The sequence below is a fragment of the Paenibacillus sp. J22R67 genome (assembly GCF_059692175.1).
Genome location: NZ_JCAUAX010000002.1, coordinates 569562 through 584292, shown reverse-complemented (window position 1 = coordinate 584292; position 14731 = coordinate 569562). Strand labels below are relative to the sequence as shown.

Here is a 14731-nt window from a genome sequence, read left to right as displayed (position 1 = left end):
TTTTTGAAAGGAGACCTTGCATGGTAACTTTACCTAAATTGAACGATCTCGGATTTTTCGAGATAAGACTGGAATCCATCGGCGGTCTCGGCGCTAATCTGGCAGGTAAGATGCTGGCGGAAGCGGGAGTTGTTGGGGTGGGATTGAACGGGGTTAGTTTTTCTTCCTATGGTTCTGAGAAGAAAGGATCAGCAGTGAAAGCGCACATTAGGTTTTGTGACATGGATACGAGAATACGGGATACTTCGCCTGTAGAACGACCGCATGTTGTAGGTGTTTTTCACGAATCGCTTTCCAAAACTGTAAACGTTATCAGTGGCATCTATGAAGATAGTACAGTCTTAGTAAACTCAACGAAAACACCTGATGAGCTCAAGGAAAAGATGAAGTTAAGAGGCGGCACCATTGCCGTTATTGATGCCATCGGCATTTCGCTGGAGGAGAAAAATCGTGTAAACATGGCAATGCTTGGCGCCTTGTTCCGGTTATGTGATTTCCTTGATCCGGATGTTATGAGAGGCGTTATTCGTAAATCGTTAGAAAAGAAGTACCCGCTGGCTGTGGCGCCCGCTTTACGAACGTTTGACCGTGGATACAATGAGGTCAAGTTCCAAACGTATGCGCTTCCAGAAGGGGAGACCATGCCTGATTTCGTGCGCTTTGACACGCCAGTTCTTGGTTACGAAACGCAGTCGATCGGCGGAGTTATTTCGAATCCTGGAAATAGTATTCTAAAGGATTTAAGTATTTCACGTGCGGGGATGATGCCGCATTTCCATGAAGATAAATGCATTCACTGCGCTTCTTGCGATAATGTTTGCCCGGATTTCTGCTTTGTTTGGGATGAGCTCCCTGACAAAAAAGGGCGTCCGCAGATGTTTCTGCAGGGCATTGACTATCAATACTGTAAAGGTTGCCTCAAATGTGTACAGGCTTGTCCGACCGAAGCGCTCACTGATGAGCGGGAAGAAGACGGTTATGCCGATATTCACCGTATGCCACATCGCTTCAATCTAGCTATAAACTCTTAGAGAGTATTTATGGGAGAAGGGTGGAACTACTCGTTATGTCCATTGATATTAAGAAGGAATTAGGGCAGGCCAAGGTTGAACAGCGCATTGTATATGAGTCAGGCAACGAGATGGCGGCTTATGCAGCTCATCAGATTAATTATCACGTCATGGGATATTTCCCGATTTCTCCATCGACAGAAGTAGCCCAATTCCTAGATCTAATGAAGTCCAACGGACAACATGATATTGTGCTCATTCCCGCAGACGGAGAGCATGGATCTGCAGGTATATGTTATGGAGCCTCAACTGCTGGCGGCCGCGTATTTAACGCGACAAGCGCCAACGGTTATTTGTACATGTTGGAACAAATGCCAGTGCAGTCAGGCACACGCTTCCCTATGGTGATGAACTTGGTATGTCGGTCTGTCTCCGGTCCACTCAACATCCACGGTGATCACTCGGATCTGTATTATGCTTTAAACACAGGATGGCCGATCGTGATGTGCCGTGATCCGCAAGCGGTCTACGATATGAATATTCTCGCATTGAAATTGGCTGAAGACCCGGCGGTACGCTTGCCGGTATTGGTGGCCTCAGACGGATATTTCACATCCCACCAGAAACGCAGAGTTCAAACGTTTGCAAATCGTGAAGATGTGCAGGCGTTCATCGGCGAGAAGCCGCAAGGCTTCCCTGATACGTTAGATCGGAATAATCCGATCACGGTTGGGCCTTATATGAATGAGCCGGATTACATTAATAACTGCTATCAGCAGTCTATGGCGATGTACAATGCCGAAGAGGTGTATGACCGCATTCGGCAGGAATATGCCGAACTAACTGGCCGTGACTATCCGATACTCGAACTGTATCGGATGGAGGACGCGGAAGTCGCGGTATTCCTGATGAATTCGGCTTCCGAAATCATCAAAGACGTCGTCGACCAGCTCCGCGAAAAGGGCATTAAAGCCGGATCGATCGCGCCGAATATGATCCGTCCTTTCCCTGCCAAGCAGATTGCAGAAGCGTTGCAGCATGTGAAGGCGATCACCGTCGGCGATCGCGCGGATTCCTATGGCGGCCATGGCGGCAATATGGTCAACGAAATTAAAGCGGCGCTGTTCACACACGGGAACAGGGATACGCTTGTCATAAGCCGCATATACGGCTTAGGTGGCAAGGACTTTTATGCCGAAGATGGGCATAACCTGTTCCAATTTGCCATTGATGCTGTGCAAAACGGCAAGGTGGAAGTTCCCTTCGATTACTACGGCCATACGCCAGGTGATCCAGCCAAAGCGCCGAAGCGGGTACTGACACCGATGAAATACGAGGATTTGAAGACGGGACTCATCACCGTAACACCGGATGAGGCATCGGGCAAGCTGAATGTTCGGATCCCGCCACTACGCGCACTAACGAAGAAGCCTAAGCGTATTGCTCCTGGCCATGGCGCATGCCCGGGCTGCGGCATTTTCTCGGGCTTAGAGTTGTTCTTCAAGGGCATCGAAGGCGATATTGTTTCGATCTTCCACACAGGCTGTGCGATGGTCGTAACGACAGGTTATCCCTACTCGGCGCATAAGGCGACGTATATTCATAACCTGTTCCAGAACGGCGCTGCAACGCTGTCAGGGGTTGTCGAGATGTTCTGGGAGCGCAAGCGTCGTGGAGAACTCGATCATCTAGGTTTGAAGGACGATTTCACCTTCGTCATGATTACGGGCGATGGCGGGATGGATATCGGCATGGGGCCTGCCATTGGTGCTGCTCTGCGCAATCATAAAATGATTATCCTCGAGTACGATAACGAGGGTTACATGAATACAGGCGCCCAGCTGTCCTATTCAACACCGATGGGTCATCGCACATCGACGTCGAACGTTGGGAAGCATCAAGGCGGGAAGGTGTTTCACCATAAGGATACGGCGCAAATTATGGCGGCTACGCACATTCCTTATGTCTTCACGGGATCAGAAGCCTATCCGCAGGATCTCGTGAAAAAGGCAGCGAAAGCACAGTGGTACGCGCAGCACGAGGGTTTAGTGTATGGGAAGATTCTCATTGCTTGCCCGCTCAACTGGCTCTCTGATGACCAAGAAGGATCAAACATTGTAGGTGCAGCAGTTGATTCCTGTTTCTTCCCGCTATATGAAGTGGAACACGGAATTACGAGTCTCACCTATAACCCCGAAGATAAGAACAAAAAGATTCCTTTATCTGATTGGCTTAAGACGATGGGGAAAACGAAGCATATGACGAAGCCGGAATATGAGGGCTCGCTCAAATCTTTCGAAGTCGAAGTTGAACGCCGTTGGAATCGCTTGAAGGCCAAACACGAGAACGCTTATTTATAATAGCAATCATAGGAACTAGGCACGTTCACCCTGTGCGGTGAATGTGCCTTTTTAATGGAGGAAACCAAATGCCTTATGTCCTGCAAAATAAAAACACAGATCAACTCTTTACCTGCACGTTGGTCAACCATTATGGACTTGCTTATTATGGTGTGAAATATTGGTCGGAGCAGGCGGAGGCGGATGAGCATTCACAAGATTTCCTCCTCGCCATCGAGGGAGCAGTGCCTGAAGATTGGCACATTATTGAGCTTGAAGAAGGGGAAATGAAGCTCTGTAATGTGAAGCTGAAAAATGACCCTAGCCTCTCCGTGTGTTGGCTTCCAACAAGGAAACCTGAGGTTCGAAAACTGGAAAAATAAACCTTGTCGTCAATAGGCATGCAGCCATGCGGTCCTTACTAATTAACGACAAAAATCGCATCTTTTCGCCTATATTCGCTCTTCACGCCATGAATCTATAATAAGGATATGTAAGTAAAATATGACATCATGGGAGCGAGGTTGAGGCGATGAAAAAATGGACGATGGTTATTAGCTTACTTGTTTTCGCCCTTACTTTTGTTTTACCAGCGGCTACTTCAGCAAATGTAGAAGCTTCGACCCAAGCACAGATCGTTTCGGGGGTAAGCTTCCGAGATCAACCGAACACGTCAAGCCATGTCATCCGTTTGTTGAAAACGAATGAAGTCGTCACTGTAACGGATTATGTGACAACCAATTGGTACAAAGTCAAGGATGCTCAAGGTGTGAGCGGCTATGTATCTACGAACAGCAAGTACATAAAAATTATCAGCAATGCAGAAGTCATTTATGGCGTTAACTTTCGTACGCTTCCGTCATCAGAAAGTGGATCCAAAGTAATTCGTATGCTTAATAAAGGCGAAGAAGTTCTTATTACAGATAAGGTCAATGACAGCTGGTACAAAATTCTGGACGCAAACGGTACAAGCGGTTATGTAAGTACTGGCAGCAAATACATGATCACTGATTTCTCCGTAGTTGTCCCTAACATGCCACTTGCGGATGAGATCGAAGCGGTAATTTCAGCTGGAAATGTCTACTTAGGCACACCTTACGAGTTTGGCTCCGTACGTAACGATCCGACGACTTTTGACTGTTCAGATTTCGTACAAACGATGTTCTGGGATGCACTTCGTCTCTCGGTTCCAAGCGATTCCTCGGCCCAAGGCACCTTCGTGCGATCTTTAGGACCTGTTCGTACAGATTGGACGAAATTAAAGCGTGGGGATTTAATGTTTTTCAGTTCCTATAAAGGAAGCAAACCTTCAGATTATGATAATGTCGATGCTTTCAAAGAACCAATTACCCATGTAGGGCTGTATCTGGGGAATGGAAATATCCTGCATACCTACTCGGTTGAATCCGGCGGTGTTCGTGTCGATACGATCGATGGCAAGCAATGGGAAAATCGCTTTTTATACGGAGGAAGCGTTTTACAATAAGTGATGGTTCGATCATTGGAATTTTGCTATATACTATAGATAGGGGCGGATGCATCTGGCCAGCATCCGCTTCTTCCTGATTCTAAGGAGAAAGGAAGAACCTTATCTTTGAAACCTTTGAGAGCAAATCACCCACTGGAGTTTCGGAACACGACGGAAAGAGGACTAAACTTGGATACGGTTCATGAAAGAATCCTGCATTTCATGCGTCTTGATCCGGCAGGTACCTACAAGTTTATCATTGGAACGGATTGTCAGGTGCACTCAGGCCACACCAAATTCATAACAGGTGTAGTGATTCAGCGGCTTGGAAAAGGAGCGTGGGCATGCTATCGTCAAGTGATTGTCCATCGAGCTTTACATTCGATTAAGGAAAAGCTTTCGATGGAAACAGCACTCAGTGAAGAGATTGCGACGTACTTTGACGAGGCTAAACGAGAGGATATGGAGAATATTGTTCTTCCTCATCTGTACCAAGGCGCCACTTTCGATATGTACATTCATATTGATGCAGGTGATGATGAGAATAAGAACAGGACGGCCAAATATGTGCAAGAGATGGTAACGCGAGTAGAATCTGTCGGCATGGTTCCTGTCATCAAACCGGATTGTTACGTGGCATCGGCCTATGCGAACAGGTTTTCAAAGAAACCTTATCTCCCCTTGTACGAAGATCGTGAGGTAAAGGATGGCAGTTTATAAGAGAAGATTGAGGATTGAACCGTTAGTCTACATGATCATTGCGATCATAAGAGCTGACGGTTTTTTGTTATTACTTCATCTCCCAGCCAAAATGTCCTGTGAAAAAAGGATTTCTAACACTTTTTAGCGAAATAAATGCTTAGACAGCCTTAGAGAGAGGAGAACGAATAAACATGAGTAGAACATTTATTATAGAGGCAGTTATGCTCGCTGTGCATGGTCAGTTAATGCTGCCAGGCCAGCCGGTTACCTATATAATCCCTTATACGAGTATTCAAGAGTTATATGAATTGCAAGCCGGAAGCGAGCCGATCATGTTAGAGGAAGAAGATGATGGTTTCGTCAAACAAATGATTGGCGAGCTGATCGAATTCTTCGAGGAATCTTTTAATAAGAAAAAAATTGAAAAAGCACTTGCTGCACCATGGCGGAAAAGTCCTCCGCTACCTATCAATGAGCATGTAACCTTAATGGTCGTGTTGGCCATTGATACAGAGGTATATGGCGAGCAATTTGACCCTATTGAAACGGAGTTAATCCTCACTTCAATGAAGGAGCAAGCGCCAATATTAACGGATCAGTTCGATTTCATCGAGCGGTTGATTCAAGCGGAAATTCCTGTTCAAGCGTTTGATGTGGAGGACTTCGAATTCGCGGTGGAAGGTGACAATCAAGTTTAGTGAAAGGAGCTGGTGAGTACAATTATGCGAGTTAAAGATCTTGAGGAGCAATTGGCCTTATTGCCTGCATACTGGTTTCCTGGTCAAGCTTGGACGATCCGTATAGGTGCGGGTGGCATGAATAATACAACAAGATTCGTTGATGTGGCGGGCACCTCCTATGTGCTTCGGCTGTACGAAACTCATCGTGATATCGATAAAATCATTTTTGAACATCGCATTCTGCTTGCTTTAAATAAACGAAAAAATCAATTGCCTTATCGCATTCCAGCGCCAATTGAACTGCCAGACGGTGGAACGGTTGTACAGCTGGATGATAACCAAGGAAAGCTCGCGGCATTATTTACATTTACGGACGGGATGAATCCAACGTGGGTGAATGCTCAGCAATTACTGCATTATGGAGAGGCTGTTGGTCAGTTATCTGCTGTTTTGGGGACGATTGCTGTCGATTTGAAACCCGTGTACCCACCTTACTATGAGATTGAAAATATTCATCCTCGCTGCACGCCGGATGCGATTCGCGAGTTCTGTATGCATCCACCGGAACCGTTTTCCGTGCAGCGCGAGGAGCTCCTATATATCTTTGAACGATTTTCTGCGTTATATCAAGCGATTCCCTCATTGCGTAAACTGCCGCATCAGCTTGTGCATGGCGATATTAATGGTTCAAATATGCTGGTGAATGAGCAAGGTCAAATTACCTCCGTACTGGACTTTGAATTTATTACGCGAGATCTTCGGGTTATGGAAATTGCGGTCTGCTTGTCGGACTTGATTGATCCTGCGCTGCCAAAAGCGGAGCTGAAACGAAATTGTGCGGCTTTCTATGAAGGTTACAAACATTTCGCCCAGTTAAAAGAAGCTGAGATTCAGATGCTGCCTTTATTGATTGAGCTGCGAAGACTAGATGTATTTATTCACTTCCTGGGACGATATGCAGATGGTGTGGATCCACAAGGTGTGCTGATTGATATCATACAGAATAGCTTTGAAAAGACAAAATGGCTGCAGGAACATAGTAATGGGCTTGTCCTTTCTATACAAAATAAGCAATTAGACTAGGAACTGTACAACCGTAAGCATCACCACGGGAATACCCTATAAGTACCAAAAGAAAAGGTGGTGCTGGTGGTATGCCAAAAGGTGCTTATCTGGGAAATGTACGTGCAATACCAAATTGCGGCCGTTATTGTACGAATGTATGTACACGTTTGTTTGTAGTTGGTCGGAATCAATGTATCGTGGACTGTTTACGCTGTGCGGGAATCCGTGGAACTGCAAAGTCAAAAGCGTTGCTTACGAACAAAGAGATCTATAAACCAAAAGGCAAAGGTAAATGCGGTTGTGGCTGCGGTAAATGCAAGTAAATCCTGAAACTGTCGAGGCGACTCGGCAGTTTTTTTATTGATAGAAAGAGGCTGAGAAAGCTTACTAACCTAAAGGTAAGTAAGACACGTTTTTTTCAGCTCTTTTTTTGTTGTCATGGTTCGCCTATACTGTACTAAGAAACCAAACTTTGGTGAAACTTTAATAGATACTTACAGAGTAAGTTTTCTATGGACATTTTGAAGGAGGACGTACGTACATGGTTTATCAAGCAAGTTCAACACGTTATGCAGAAATGAAATATAATCGTTCCGGAAAATCCGGACTTAAACTGCCAGCAATTTCATTAGGTCTGTGGCACAATTTCGGGGGACTAGACATTCACGAGAATGGACGAGCTATGCTGCTTCGTTCTTTTGACTTAGGAATTACACATTTCGATTTGGCGAATAACTACGGCCCACCTCCTGGATCGGCTGAAGAAATGTTCGGCAAAGTACTGAAAAGTGATCTTGGCGCTTACCGTGATGAAATGATCATCTCCACAAAAGCCGGTTACCACATGTGGGAAGGTCCGTACGGAGAGTGGGGATCTAAGAAAAATCTCATTTCTTCGCTGGATCAAAGCTTGAAACGTATGGGTCTAGATTATGTTGATATTTTCTACTCGCACAGACCAGATCCGAACACGCCTTTTGAAGAAACAATGGGCGCACTTGATCAAATCGTTCGTCAAGGTAAAGCCTTGTACGTTGGTCTTTCTAACTATACTGCGGAACAAACGAGAGAAGCGGTCACGATTCTGAAAGGTCTTGGAACACCGCTGTTAATTCATCAACCTTCTTACAGCATGCTGAATCGTTGGATCGAGGGTGGACTGCAAGATGTGCTGGATGAGTTCGGTGTCGGCAGCATTGCGTTCTGTCCGCTTGCTCAAGGCTTGCTGACGAACAAATACGTAAGTGGAGTTCCAAGTGATTCACGCGCTAGTGGGAAAAGTCAATTCCTGAATACGAAGGACATTACGGAAGAGAAGCTGAATCAAATTATTCAGTTGAACGAGCTGGCTGCTAGCCGTGGTCAAAGTTTAGCGCAAATGTCCTTGGCATGGGTACTGCGCGGCGGACGTGTCACTTCAGCGTTGATCGGCGCAAGCCGCGTATCGCAAATTGAGGAAAACGTTGCAGCATTGAATAACCTGGAGTTCGCTCCGGAAGAGCTCGAACAAATCGAAAAAATCCTGAAGTAAGCTTCAGGATTCCAATCGTTTATCAATCGCTTCGGACATGGTTCGATCGGTCAGATGCGCATAAATTTGCGTCGTCTCCGGTGAGGCGTGCCCAAGCTGCTCTTGCGTTTTGTACAAATCATTTTGTAAGTAGTAATCCGTGGCGAACGAGTGTCGCAGCTTATGAACGGACAAATAGGGTTTACCGAAACGCTTCGCGTATTTGATAACGAGCTCTTGTATGGCTCGCTTGGTCATACGAACGCCTTCTTTTTTGCCATTTGCAATGGCAAGGAAGAGGGCTTTTTCTTTTTTTAACGGCTTATATTGCGTTTGGCGAATAGCTAGATAATCCGATAGCGCCCCAATAGCATCCTGACGGAAGTAGACAGGCGTTTTGAACGTATCATCATTTTTACCTTTACGGTATACATGAGTGAGCTTCTTCTTCAGATCGATATCATCGACATTCAGATTAAAAACTTCTGACACGCGCAGGCCGGAATTCAAAATCAACGTAACGATGCAGATATCTCTAATTTTGTTGCGTTCATACGAGTAGATAGCCTGTTTATTGGACGCTACGTCATGCTCGTATCCGTTCTGGATATAGTCAATGAACTGGGCAATCTCCTCTTCCTGCAGCAGCTTACCTTCCAGCTTGGCGGCACTATCCTTGGGCCTATGGGACCGCTTAATTTCCACTTTGGCCATGACATTTCGTTTCAGCAGCGGGTAGAAATTCTCGTCTTCGGCAATTTGGCTTAAATAATGGAAAAGGGATCGGAGTGCGGAAAGCTTCCGGTTAATTGTCGTTTTGACATTAGCTTGTTCTCTCCGTGTAGCAAGGAACATGCGGAAGTTATCAACGCTGTCCATATGTAATTTCTCTAAATCTTCGATGGGTACTTGATTCATCGACGGGGCCGTGCTTAATCCTTCGGCTAGCAGCCAGGATAAGAAGATTTCATAATCGCGCACGTACTCCAGCAAGGAGGAAGGAGAAAGATCCGGCAGCTTATAATTAATAAATTTCTCTATATACCAAGGCATGGAGGGGATTCTTTTTTCTAATTCATGGCGGTCTTTGACTTTAATAATGTTCATAGGCTCTAGTCACCTCTCTTACGTATGCATGCTGTAAGTATAGCAGTGGGAGAAAGAAATTGGTAGAAGAAGGATGGCTCTGAGTCCTTACACCCTATGTTATGATAGCATGATCCAAACTTTATGACGCACTTATACGTCCTACCTCTTAGAAGACACATTTTAATTCGCGCGTATCAAAAGGAGCGTCTTTATACTCATGACCCTACATGCAAATCTGGAGAAATTGTTAATTACCTGTATAACGGAACATAAAGAACATGTCTACCGCTTGGCATACAGCTATGTGAAAAATCAGGAGGACGCGCTTGATATTGTTCAAGAAGCTATCCATAAAGCGTTTGCTTCGGCGGAATCGTTGAAAAGTACCGCATCCATGAAGAGTTGGTTTTATCGAATTGTCGTGAACACTTCGCTGGATTTCTTACGGAAGCACAAAAAGCTGCAAGTCGTGGACGAAACGATGCTGGAAGCGATGGACCCTGGCAGTGAAGATGTGTATGCCAATATGGACCTGGAAATGGCGCTGGAAGAACTTCCAACCATGTATCGCAGCGTGATTACGCTTAGGTATTTCGAGGATTTGAAAATCGATGAGATTGCCGAAGTGTTAAATGAAAATATTTCGACAATCAAAACCCGACTATATCAAGCGCTGCGGCTGCTTCGTATTCGTATGACCGAAGATAATCTAGAGGAGGTACTCTAAGATGGATAGGAAATTAGATGAGATGAAACAACAATATATGGATATCCCGATTCCAAATGAGCTTGATTTTATCGTAAATAAAGCCATCAAACAACATACGAAGAAAAAGAGTAGTCTCAAGTGGGTTACAGCTGCTGCAGCCGCGGTGATTATTCTGGTAACTAGCATCAATGCAAGTCCTGCTTTTGCTCATGCGCTGTCGGAAGTACCGCTGGTTGGAAATTTAATAAAGGTCCTCACGATTAGAGAATATATATTTAAAGAGCAAACTTATGAAGCTAAGCTGGAAGTACCTGTGATTACGGACATGAAAAATAAGGAACTACAGGAATCACTGAATAACAAATATCAGGAGGAAGCGAAACAGCAGTATCGTGATTTCATGACAGAAATGGATAGTATGAAAGCAGCAGGCACTGGAGGGCATTTGGGTGTAAACAGCGGTTATGTCGTGAAAACCGATAACGATCGCATTTTGTCCGTAGGGAGATACGTGGTTAACACGGTTGGATCATCTTCAACCACGTTTCAATATGACACGATTGATAAAAAGAATGAGATTCTTATTACGCTGCCCCGTTTGTTCACAGACGAACGTTATATCGATGTGATCAGCGAGAACATCAAGGCGCAAATGCTTGAGCAGATGAAACAGGATCAGCAAAAGATCTATTGGGTTGAAGGTTCTCCAGCACAAATGAGCGATGTCTTCCAGAAAATAAAAATGGATCAAAATTTCTATATCAACGAAAGCAGCCAACTTGTTATTTCGTTTCAAAAGTATGAAGTCGCGCCAGGTTATATGGGCGTTCCTGAATTCGTTATTCCGACCCAGGTGGTATCCGAACTTCTGGTCCATAATAACGAATATCTGCGATAAATCAAGTTGCTAAGGATGAGAGGAATAAGATCGGCCCATTTTACTAAAATTAATCTTGTATGGAAAATTCGAGCTGGGGGTTCTTTTATGCCACAACAAGGACAACAAAGTCAAGATAAGCAAAACATTGAACAAATTAAACAGTTTGCACAAAAAGCGGAGCAAGCGGCTGAACAAACCCTGCAGGTAGCTCAGGAGCTTCACTCCCAGGCTACCGCGGCTGCACTTTCGGAGGCGGAGCAGGAGATTCAGCAGCTGCAAACTCAAATTAAGGATGCGCAGCAGAAATCAGAGACCCTCAAGCAGGAGCTTGATACGCTACAGCAATCTGGGAATTAATTGAAAAAAGGTATTGTCGGTACATGACATGATGTGTTAAGATGTGGAAAATAAACGGAAGGGCTTCTAGGGATCCGAATCCACGCGGATGGCGAACCAAGCGAAGCCGACACGGATCAAGCCGTGTTACACCGTAAGGGATAAAAGACCTTCGGAAAGTTCCGCCTGCATAGGCGAAACTGACCGAAGGTCTTTTTTGCTGTAGTGAGAGAAAGGACGGTGGAGCTGATGGCGTCGATTCGCGTTGAGCAGTTAGGGAAGTCATTTCGCATGAAGAAGAAAGAAGAAGGATTTATTGGCAGTGTTAAGGCGCTCGTTAGACCGCAATACACGGAGAAAGTAGCCGTTGAAGGCATTACCTTCTCTGCTGCTCAAGGAGAAACACTAGCCTTCCTCGGTCCAAACGGAGCGGGTAAGTCAACGACGATCAAGATGCTGACAGGGATCTTGCATCCATCCACTGGGGAGGCGGAAGTGCTAGGCTGTTGCCCTTGGAAGGATCGAAACAAGCTTAGTTACCAGATCGGCTCCGTTTTCGGCCAGAAATCGCAGCTCTGGTATCACTTGCCGCCGATGGATACCTTTGAGCTGATGAGTCGTATTTATGAGCTGCGGCGAAGTGATTATATACAGCGGCGTGACGATCTGATCGAGCGATTCGAGTTAGGACCCTACTTGCAGACAACTGTTCGAAAGTTGTCTCTAGGCGAGAGGATGCGATGTGAAATCGCTGCTTCCTTGCTGCATCGTCCCCAGGTTTTATTCTTGGATGAACCAACTATCGGATTAGACGTTGTTGTGAAACAGCGCATTCGAGAGCTCATTCTAGAGTTGAAACGAGAAGAGGGGACAACGATCTTTCTGACCTCGCATGATGCTGGTGACATTGAGCGACTATGCGATAGAGCGATTGTGATCAATCATGGACGTATTGTGTTCGATGATCGTGTTCAAGTGATGAAGCAGCGCTTCATGACTCACAAGACTGTACGCCTTGTGTTTGAGGATGAACCAGGCGAGATGAATCTCGAAGGCGTGACTGTGCTGGAAAAGAGTGGCGCGAGGCTCTCCCTTTCGGTGGATACGGGACTAACGACGATTGAAACTGCCTTATCGCAGATCATGGCAGCTCACCGGATTGTCGATGTCACCGTAGAGGATCCGCCTATGGAGGATATTATCACTCGTATGTACGGGGACTATGGCAAGGGAGGGATGGAACATGAACTCCTGGAGCAAATCGGTTAAATATGTGTTTATCGGCAAAATCACACTGCGTAATCAATTTGCTTACATGGCGGATTTCCTAATTCGTTCGTTGTTCTTGATATTGATCCTATATATCTTCCTTCAGTTGTGGCAGACGACGTTCCATGGTGAAGGAACAGAAACGATTGCTGGCTATAGTTTCAAACAAATTATGTGGTATTTGGTCGTTACGGAATCGATGATTCTGGCTAGTCCCAGCTTGTGCACGCGGGTAGAAGAAGAAGTGAAAAGCGGCGATATTGTGTTTAAATTTGTTCGCCCGGTCAATTTTGTCGTGTTCCATTATGTCGAGTACATGAGTGAAGCAGCGATACGTTTTATAGTAAACTCCATACTTGGTGCCATTTTGGGACTGTTGATCATTGGCACACCACATTTCGGCTATGGTTTGTTATGGCTTCCGCTCATTGCGCTTTGCGGTTTAACCATCAATTTCTTGTTGAATATGGTATTAGCGCTCTGCGCTTTCTGGGTTGAAGAGACTCGGGGATTGGAGTTTGTGTACAATAAATTTCTATTTACCATTGGCGGCATGCTGATGCCGCTAGAGCTATTCCCTGATGCGCTGCAGCAGGTAGGACGCTGGCTCCCATTTCAAACGATTGTTTATCTCCCAGCCAAAACAACGGTCGATTTCGAAGCCTCCAAGCTGGCAGGAGCTATTACAACACAGCTTATTTGGATGCTAGTGATTGGTGTTATCGTCTTCCTCGTGTATCGGAAAGGAGTGACAAAACTTAATGTTAACGGTGGATAGCAGCAGTTTACCAACAATCAGTGAATATGGTCAGCCCGGGAAGATCAAGCGGATGCTTCGATTCGTGTGGGAGTGCTGGAAGCTCAATCTGGCGGGAGCTATGGAATTTCGCTTGAGCTTTCTACTTACAGCCGGGATGATGATCGTCAATAATGTGGTTTGGATCGTATTTTGGGGCATTTATTTTAGTCGGTTCCATGTTTTGAATGGATGGGGACTACAGGATGTGATGATGCTGTGGGCTATTGCAGCAGGTGGGTTCGGGGTGATGGCCACATTCTTCGGTAATGCGAGTCGGATATCGAATCTGATTGCAACAGGGCAGCTTGATATCTATTTAACTCAGCCAAAGCCTGTGATGCTGCATGTTCTCATAAGCCGTATGTCGGTTAGTGCCATAGGTGACGTGTTATTTGCACTGTTGATTTATGTTGCTTTCGGTGATAAATCGGGGCTTGGATTGTTTAAATTTGCACTGGCGATGGTGTTATCGACGCTGATTTTTTTATTTTTCACAGTCATTGTAAACTGCCTTGCTTTCTGGTTAGGGAATACGGAGGGACTTAGCTTTCAGTTGTATAATGCACTTCTAACTTTTACAACCTATCCAACCAGCATTTTTAAAGGTCTGGGTAAAGTAGTTCTATTCACCGTACTGCCAGCGGGATTCATTAGCTACTTGCCGATTGGTTTGTTACGCCAAGCTGACTTGCCGTTTATTTTAGCTGCCATTGGTATCGCACTTATACTTTGTATTGGCGCTATAAGCCTATTCTATGGGGGTCTAAGAAGGTACTCATCTGGTAATATGATGGGGCTTAGGCGATAAAAGGCATAGGATACGTTCGAGTTACGCATGCTAGTTAGGTGGCAGACATATTACGTAAAACAAAGGA

General features: G+C 45.4%; 15 protein-coding genes. 14 read left to right on the top strand and 1 reads right to left on the bottom strand.

Annotated elements, in window-relative coordinates:
* Window positions 1–20: 20 nt before the first annotated feature.
* The 8 genes from AC58VC_RS08725 (at window position 21) to mgrA (ending at window position 8795) form a co-directional block, all read left to right on the top strand.
* On the top strand, window positions 21–1031 hold the full coding sequence (locus AC58VC_RS08725; RefSeq protein WP_497368443.1) for a 2-oxoacid:acceptor oxidoreductase family protein: 1011 nt from the start codon (window positions 21–23) through the stop codon (window positions 1029–1031).
* A gap of 35 nt (window positions 1032–1066) precedes the next feature.
* Window positions 1067–3370, top strand: coding sequence for a thiamine pyrophosphate-dependent enzyme (locus AC58VC_RS08720; RefSeq protein WP_497368442.1), 2304 nt, complete (start codon window positions 1067–1069; stop codon window positions 3368–3370).
* 68 nt (window positions 3371–3438) lie between these two features.
* A complete protein-coding gene (locus tag AC58VC_RS08715) occupies window positions 3439–3732 on the top strand; it encodes a hypothetical protein (RefSeq protein WP_497368441.1) in 294 nt (97 codons plus the stop codon).
* Between the two features lie 149 nt (window positions 3733–3881).
* Window positions 3882–4835, top strand: coding sequence for a C40 family peptidase (locus AC58VC_RS08710; protein ID WP_497368440.1), 954 nt, complete (start codon window positions 3882–3884; stop codon window positions 4833–4835).
* A 108-nt stretch (window positions 4836–4943) separates the two neighbouring features.
* A complete protein-coding gene (locus tag AC58VC_RS08705; RefSeq protein WP_497368439.1) occupies window positions 4944–5537 on the top strand; it encodes a ribonuclease H-like YkuK family protein in 594 nt (197 codons plus the stop codon).
* A gap of 173 nt (window positions 5538–5710) precedes the next feature.
* Window positions 5711–6217 (top strand): ADP-heptose synthase, encoded by a 507-nt coding sequence (locus tag AC58VC_RS08700; protein ID WP_497368438.1) that lies wholly within the window; start codon window positions 5711–5713, stop codon window positions 6215–6217.
* Between the two features lie 24 nt (window positions 6218–6241).
* A complete protein-coding gene (locus AC58VC_RS08695) occupies window positions 6242–7282 on the top strand; it encodes a phosphotransferase enzyme family protein (RefSeq protein WP_497368437.1) in 1041 nt (346 codons plus the stop codon).
* 523 nt (window positions 7283–7805) lie between these two features.
* Window positions 7806–8795: an L-glyceraldehyde 3-phosphate reductase gene (gene mgrA / locus AC58VC_RS08690; protein ID WP_497368436.1), complete on the top strand. Its 990-nt coding sequence runs from the start codon at window positions 7806–7808 to the stop codon at window positions 8793–8795.
* Between the two features lie 3 nt (window positions 8796–8798).
* Here mgrA and xerS read toward each other — a convergent pair whose 3' ends face one another.
* The gene (gene xerS, locus AC58VC_RS08685) at window positions 8799–9881 is read right to left on the bottom strand and encodes a tyrosine recombinase XerS (protein ID WP_497368435.1); all 1083 of its coding nucleotides are present in this window, start codon (window positions 9879–9881) and stop codon (window positions 8799–8801) included.
* Between the two features lie 199 nt (window positions 9882–10080).
* On the opposite strand from xerS, the gene sigV reads away from it, so the two are divergent.
* The 6 genes from sigV to AC58VC_RS08655 all read left to right on the top strand — a co-directional run bounded on the left by sigV (window position 10081) and on the right by AC58VC_RS08655 (window position 14664).
* Window positions 10081–10590, top strand: a complete 510-nt coding sequence (sigV, locus tag AC58VC_RS08680) for an RNA polymerase sigma factor SigV (RefSeq protein WP_497368434.1) — start codon at window positions 10081–10083, stop codon at window positions 10588–10590.
* 1 nt (window position 10591) lies between these two features.
* Complete coding sequence (rsiV, locus tag AC58VC_RS08675; protein WP_497368433.1) at window positions 10592–11470, top strand: anti-sigma-V factor RsiV; 879 nt, start codon at window positions 10592–10594, stop codon at window positions 11468–11470.
* Between the two features lie 87 nt (window positions 11471–11557).
* Window positions 11558–11809 carry a hypothetical protein gene (locus AC58VC_RS08670; RefSeq protein WP_161405762.1) on the top strand — a complete coding sequence of 84 codons (252 nt, stop codon included), beginning with the start codon at window positions 11558–11560 and terminating at the stop codon, window positions 11807–11809.
* Window positions 11810–12037: 228 nt separating this feature from the next.
* Window positions 12038–13057, top strand: a complete 1020-nt coding sequence (locus AC58VC_RS08665) for an ABC transporter ATP-binding protein (RefSeq protein ID WP_497369000.1) — start codon at window positions 12038–12040, stop codon at window positions 13055–13057.
* Complete coding sequence (locus AC58VC_RS08660; protein ID WP_497368432.1) at window positions 13032–13835, top strand: ABC transporter permease; 804 nt, start codon at window positions 13032–13034, stop codon at window positions 13833–13835. Before AC58VC_RS08665 ends, AC58VC_RS08660 begins: the two co-directional genes overlap by 26 nt.
* The gene (locus tag AC58VC_RS08655) at window positions 13819–14664 is read left to right on the top strand and encodes an ABC transporter permease (RefSeq protein ID WP_497368431.1); all 846 of its coding nucleotides are present in this window, start codon (window positions 13819–13821) and stop codon (window positions 14662–14664) included. The genes AC58VC_RS08660 and AC58VC_RS08655 overlap by 17 nt, the downstream gene beginning before the upstream one ends.
* The last annotated feature ends 67 nt before the right edge of the window (window positions 14665–14731 follow it).

Bases quoted from the DNA above. Each gene is read 5' to 3' on its own strand.
- AC58VC_RS08725 (WP_497368443.1), top strand. From the start codon at position 21: ATGGTAACTTTACCTAAATTGAACGATCTCGGATTTTTCGAGATAAGA.
- AC58VC_RS08720 (WP_497368442.1), top strand. From the start codon at position 1,067: ATGTCCATTGATATTAAGAAGGAATTAGGGCAGGCCAAGGTTGAACAG.
- AC58VC_RS08715 (WP_497368441.1), top strand. From the start codon at position 3,439: ATGCCTTATGTCCTGCAAAATAAAAACACAGATCAACTCTTTACCTGC.
- AC58VC_RS08710 (WP_497368440.1), top strand. From the start codon at position 3,882: ATGAAAAAATGGACGATGGTTATTAGCTTACTTGTTTTCGCCCTTACT.
- AC58VC_RS08700 (WP_497368438.1), top strand. From the start codon at position 5,711: ATGAGTAGAACATTTATTATAGAGGCAGTTATGCTCGCTGTGCATGGT.
- AC58VC_RS08695 (WP_497368437.1), top strand. From the start codon at position 6,242: ATGCGAGTTAAAGATCTTGAGGAGCAATTGGCCTTATTGCCTGCATAC.
- mgrA (WP_497368436.1), top strand. From the start codon at position 7,806: ATGGTTTATCAAGCAAGTTCAACACGTTATGCAGAAATGAAATATAAT.
- xerS (WP_497368435.1), bottom strand. From the start codon at position 9,881: ATGAACATTATTAAAGTCAAAGACCGCCATGAATTAGAAAAAAGAATC.
- sigV (WP_497368434.1), top strand. From the start codon at position 10,081: ATGACCCTACATGCAAATCTGGAGAAATTGTTAATTACCTGTATAACG.
- rsiV (WP_497368433.1), top strand. From the start codon at position 10,592: ATGGATAGGAAATTAGATGAGATGAAACAACAATATATGGATATCCCG.
- AC58VC_RS08670 (WP_161405762.1), top strand. From the start codon at position 11,558: ATGCCACAACAAGGACAACAAAGTCAAGATAAGCAAAACATTGAACAA.
- AC58VC_RS08665 (WP_497369000.1), top strand. From the start codon at position 12,038: ATGGCGTCGATTCGCGTTGAGCAGTTAGGGAAGTCATTTCGCATGAAG.
- AC58VC_RS08660 (WP_497368432.1), top strand. From the start codon at position 13,032: ATGAACTCCTGGAGCAAATCGGTTAAATATGTGTTTATCGGCAAAATC.
- AC58VC_RS08655 (WP_497368431.1), top strand. From the start codon at position 13,819: ATGTTAACGGTGGATAGCAGCAGTTTACCAACAATCAGTGAATATGGT.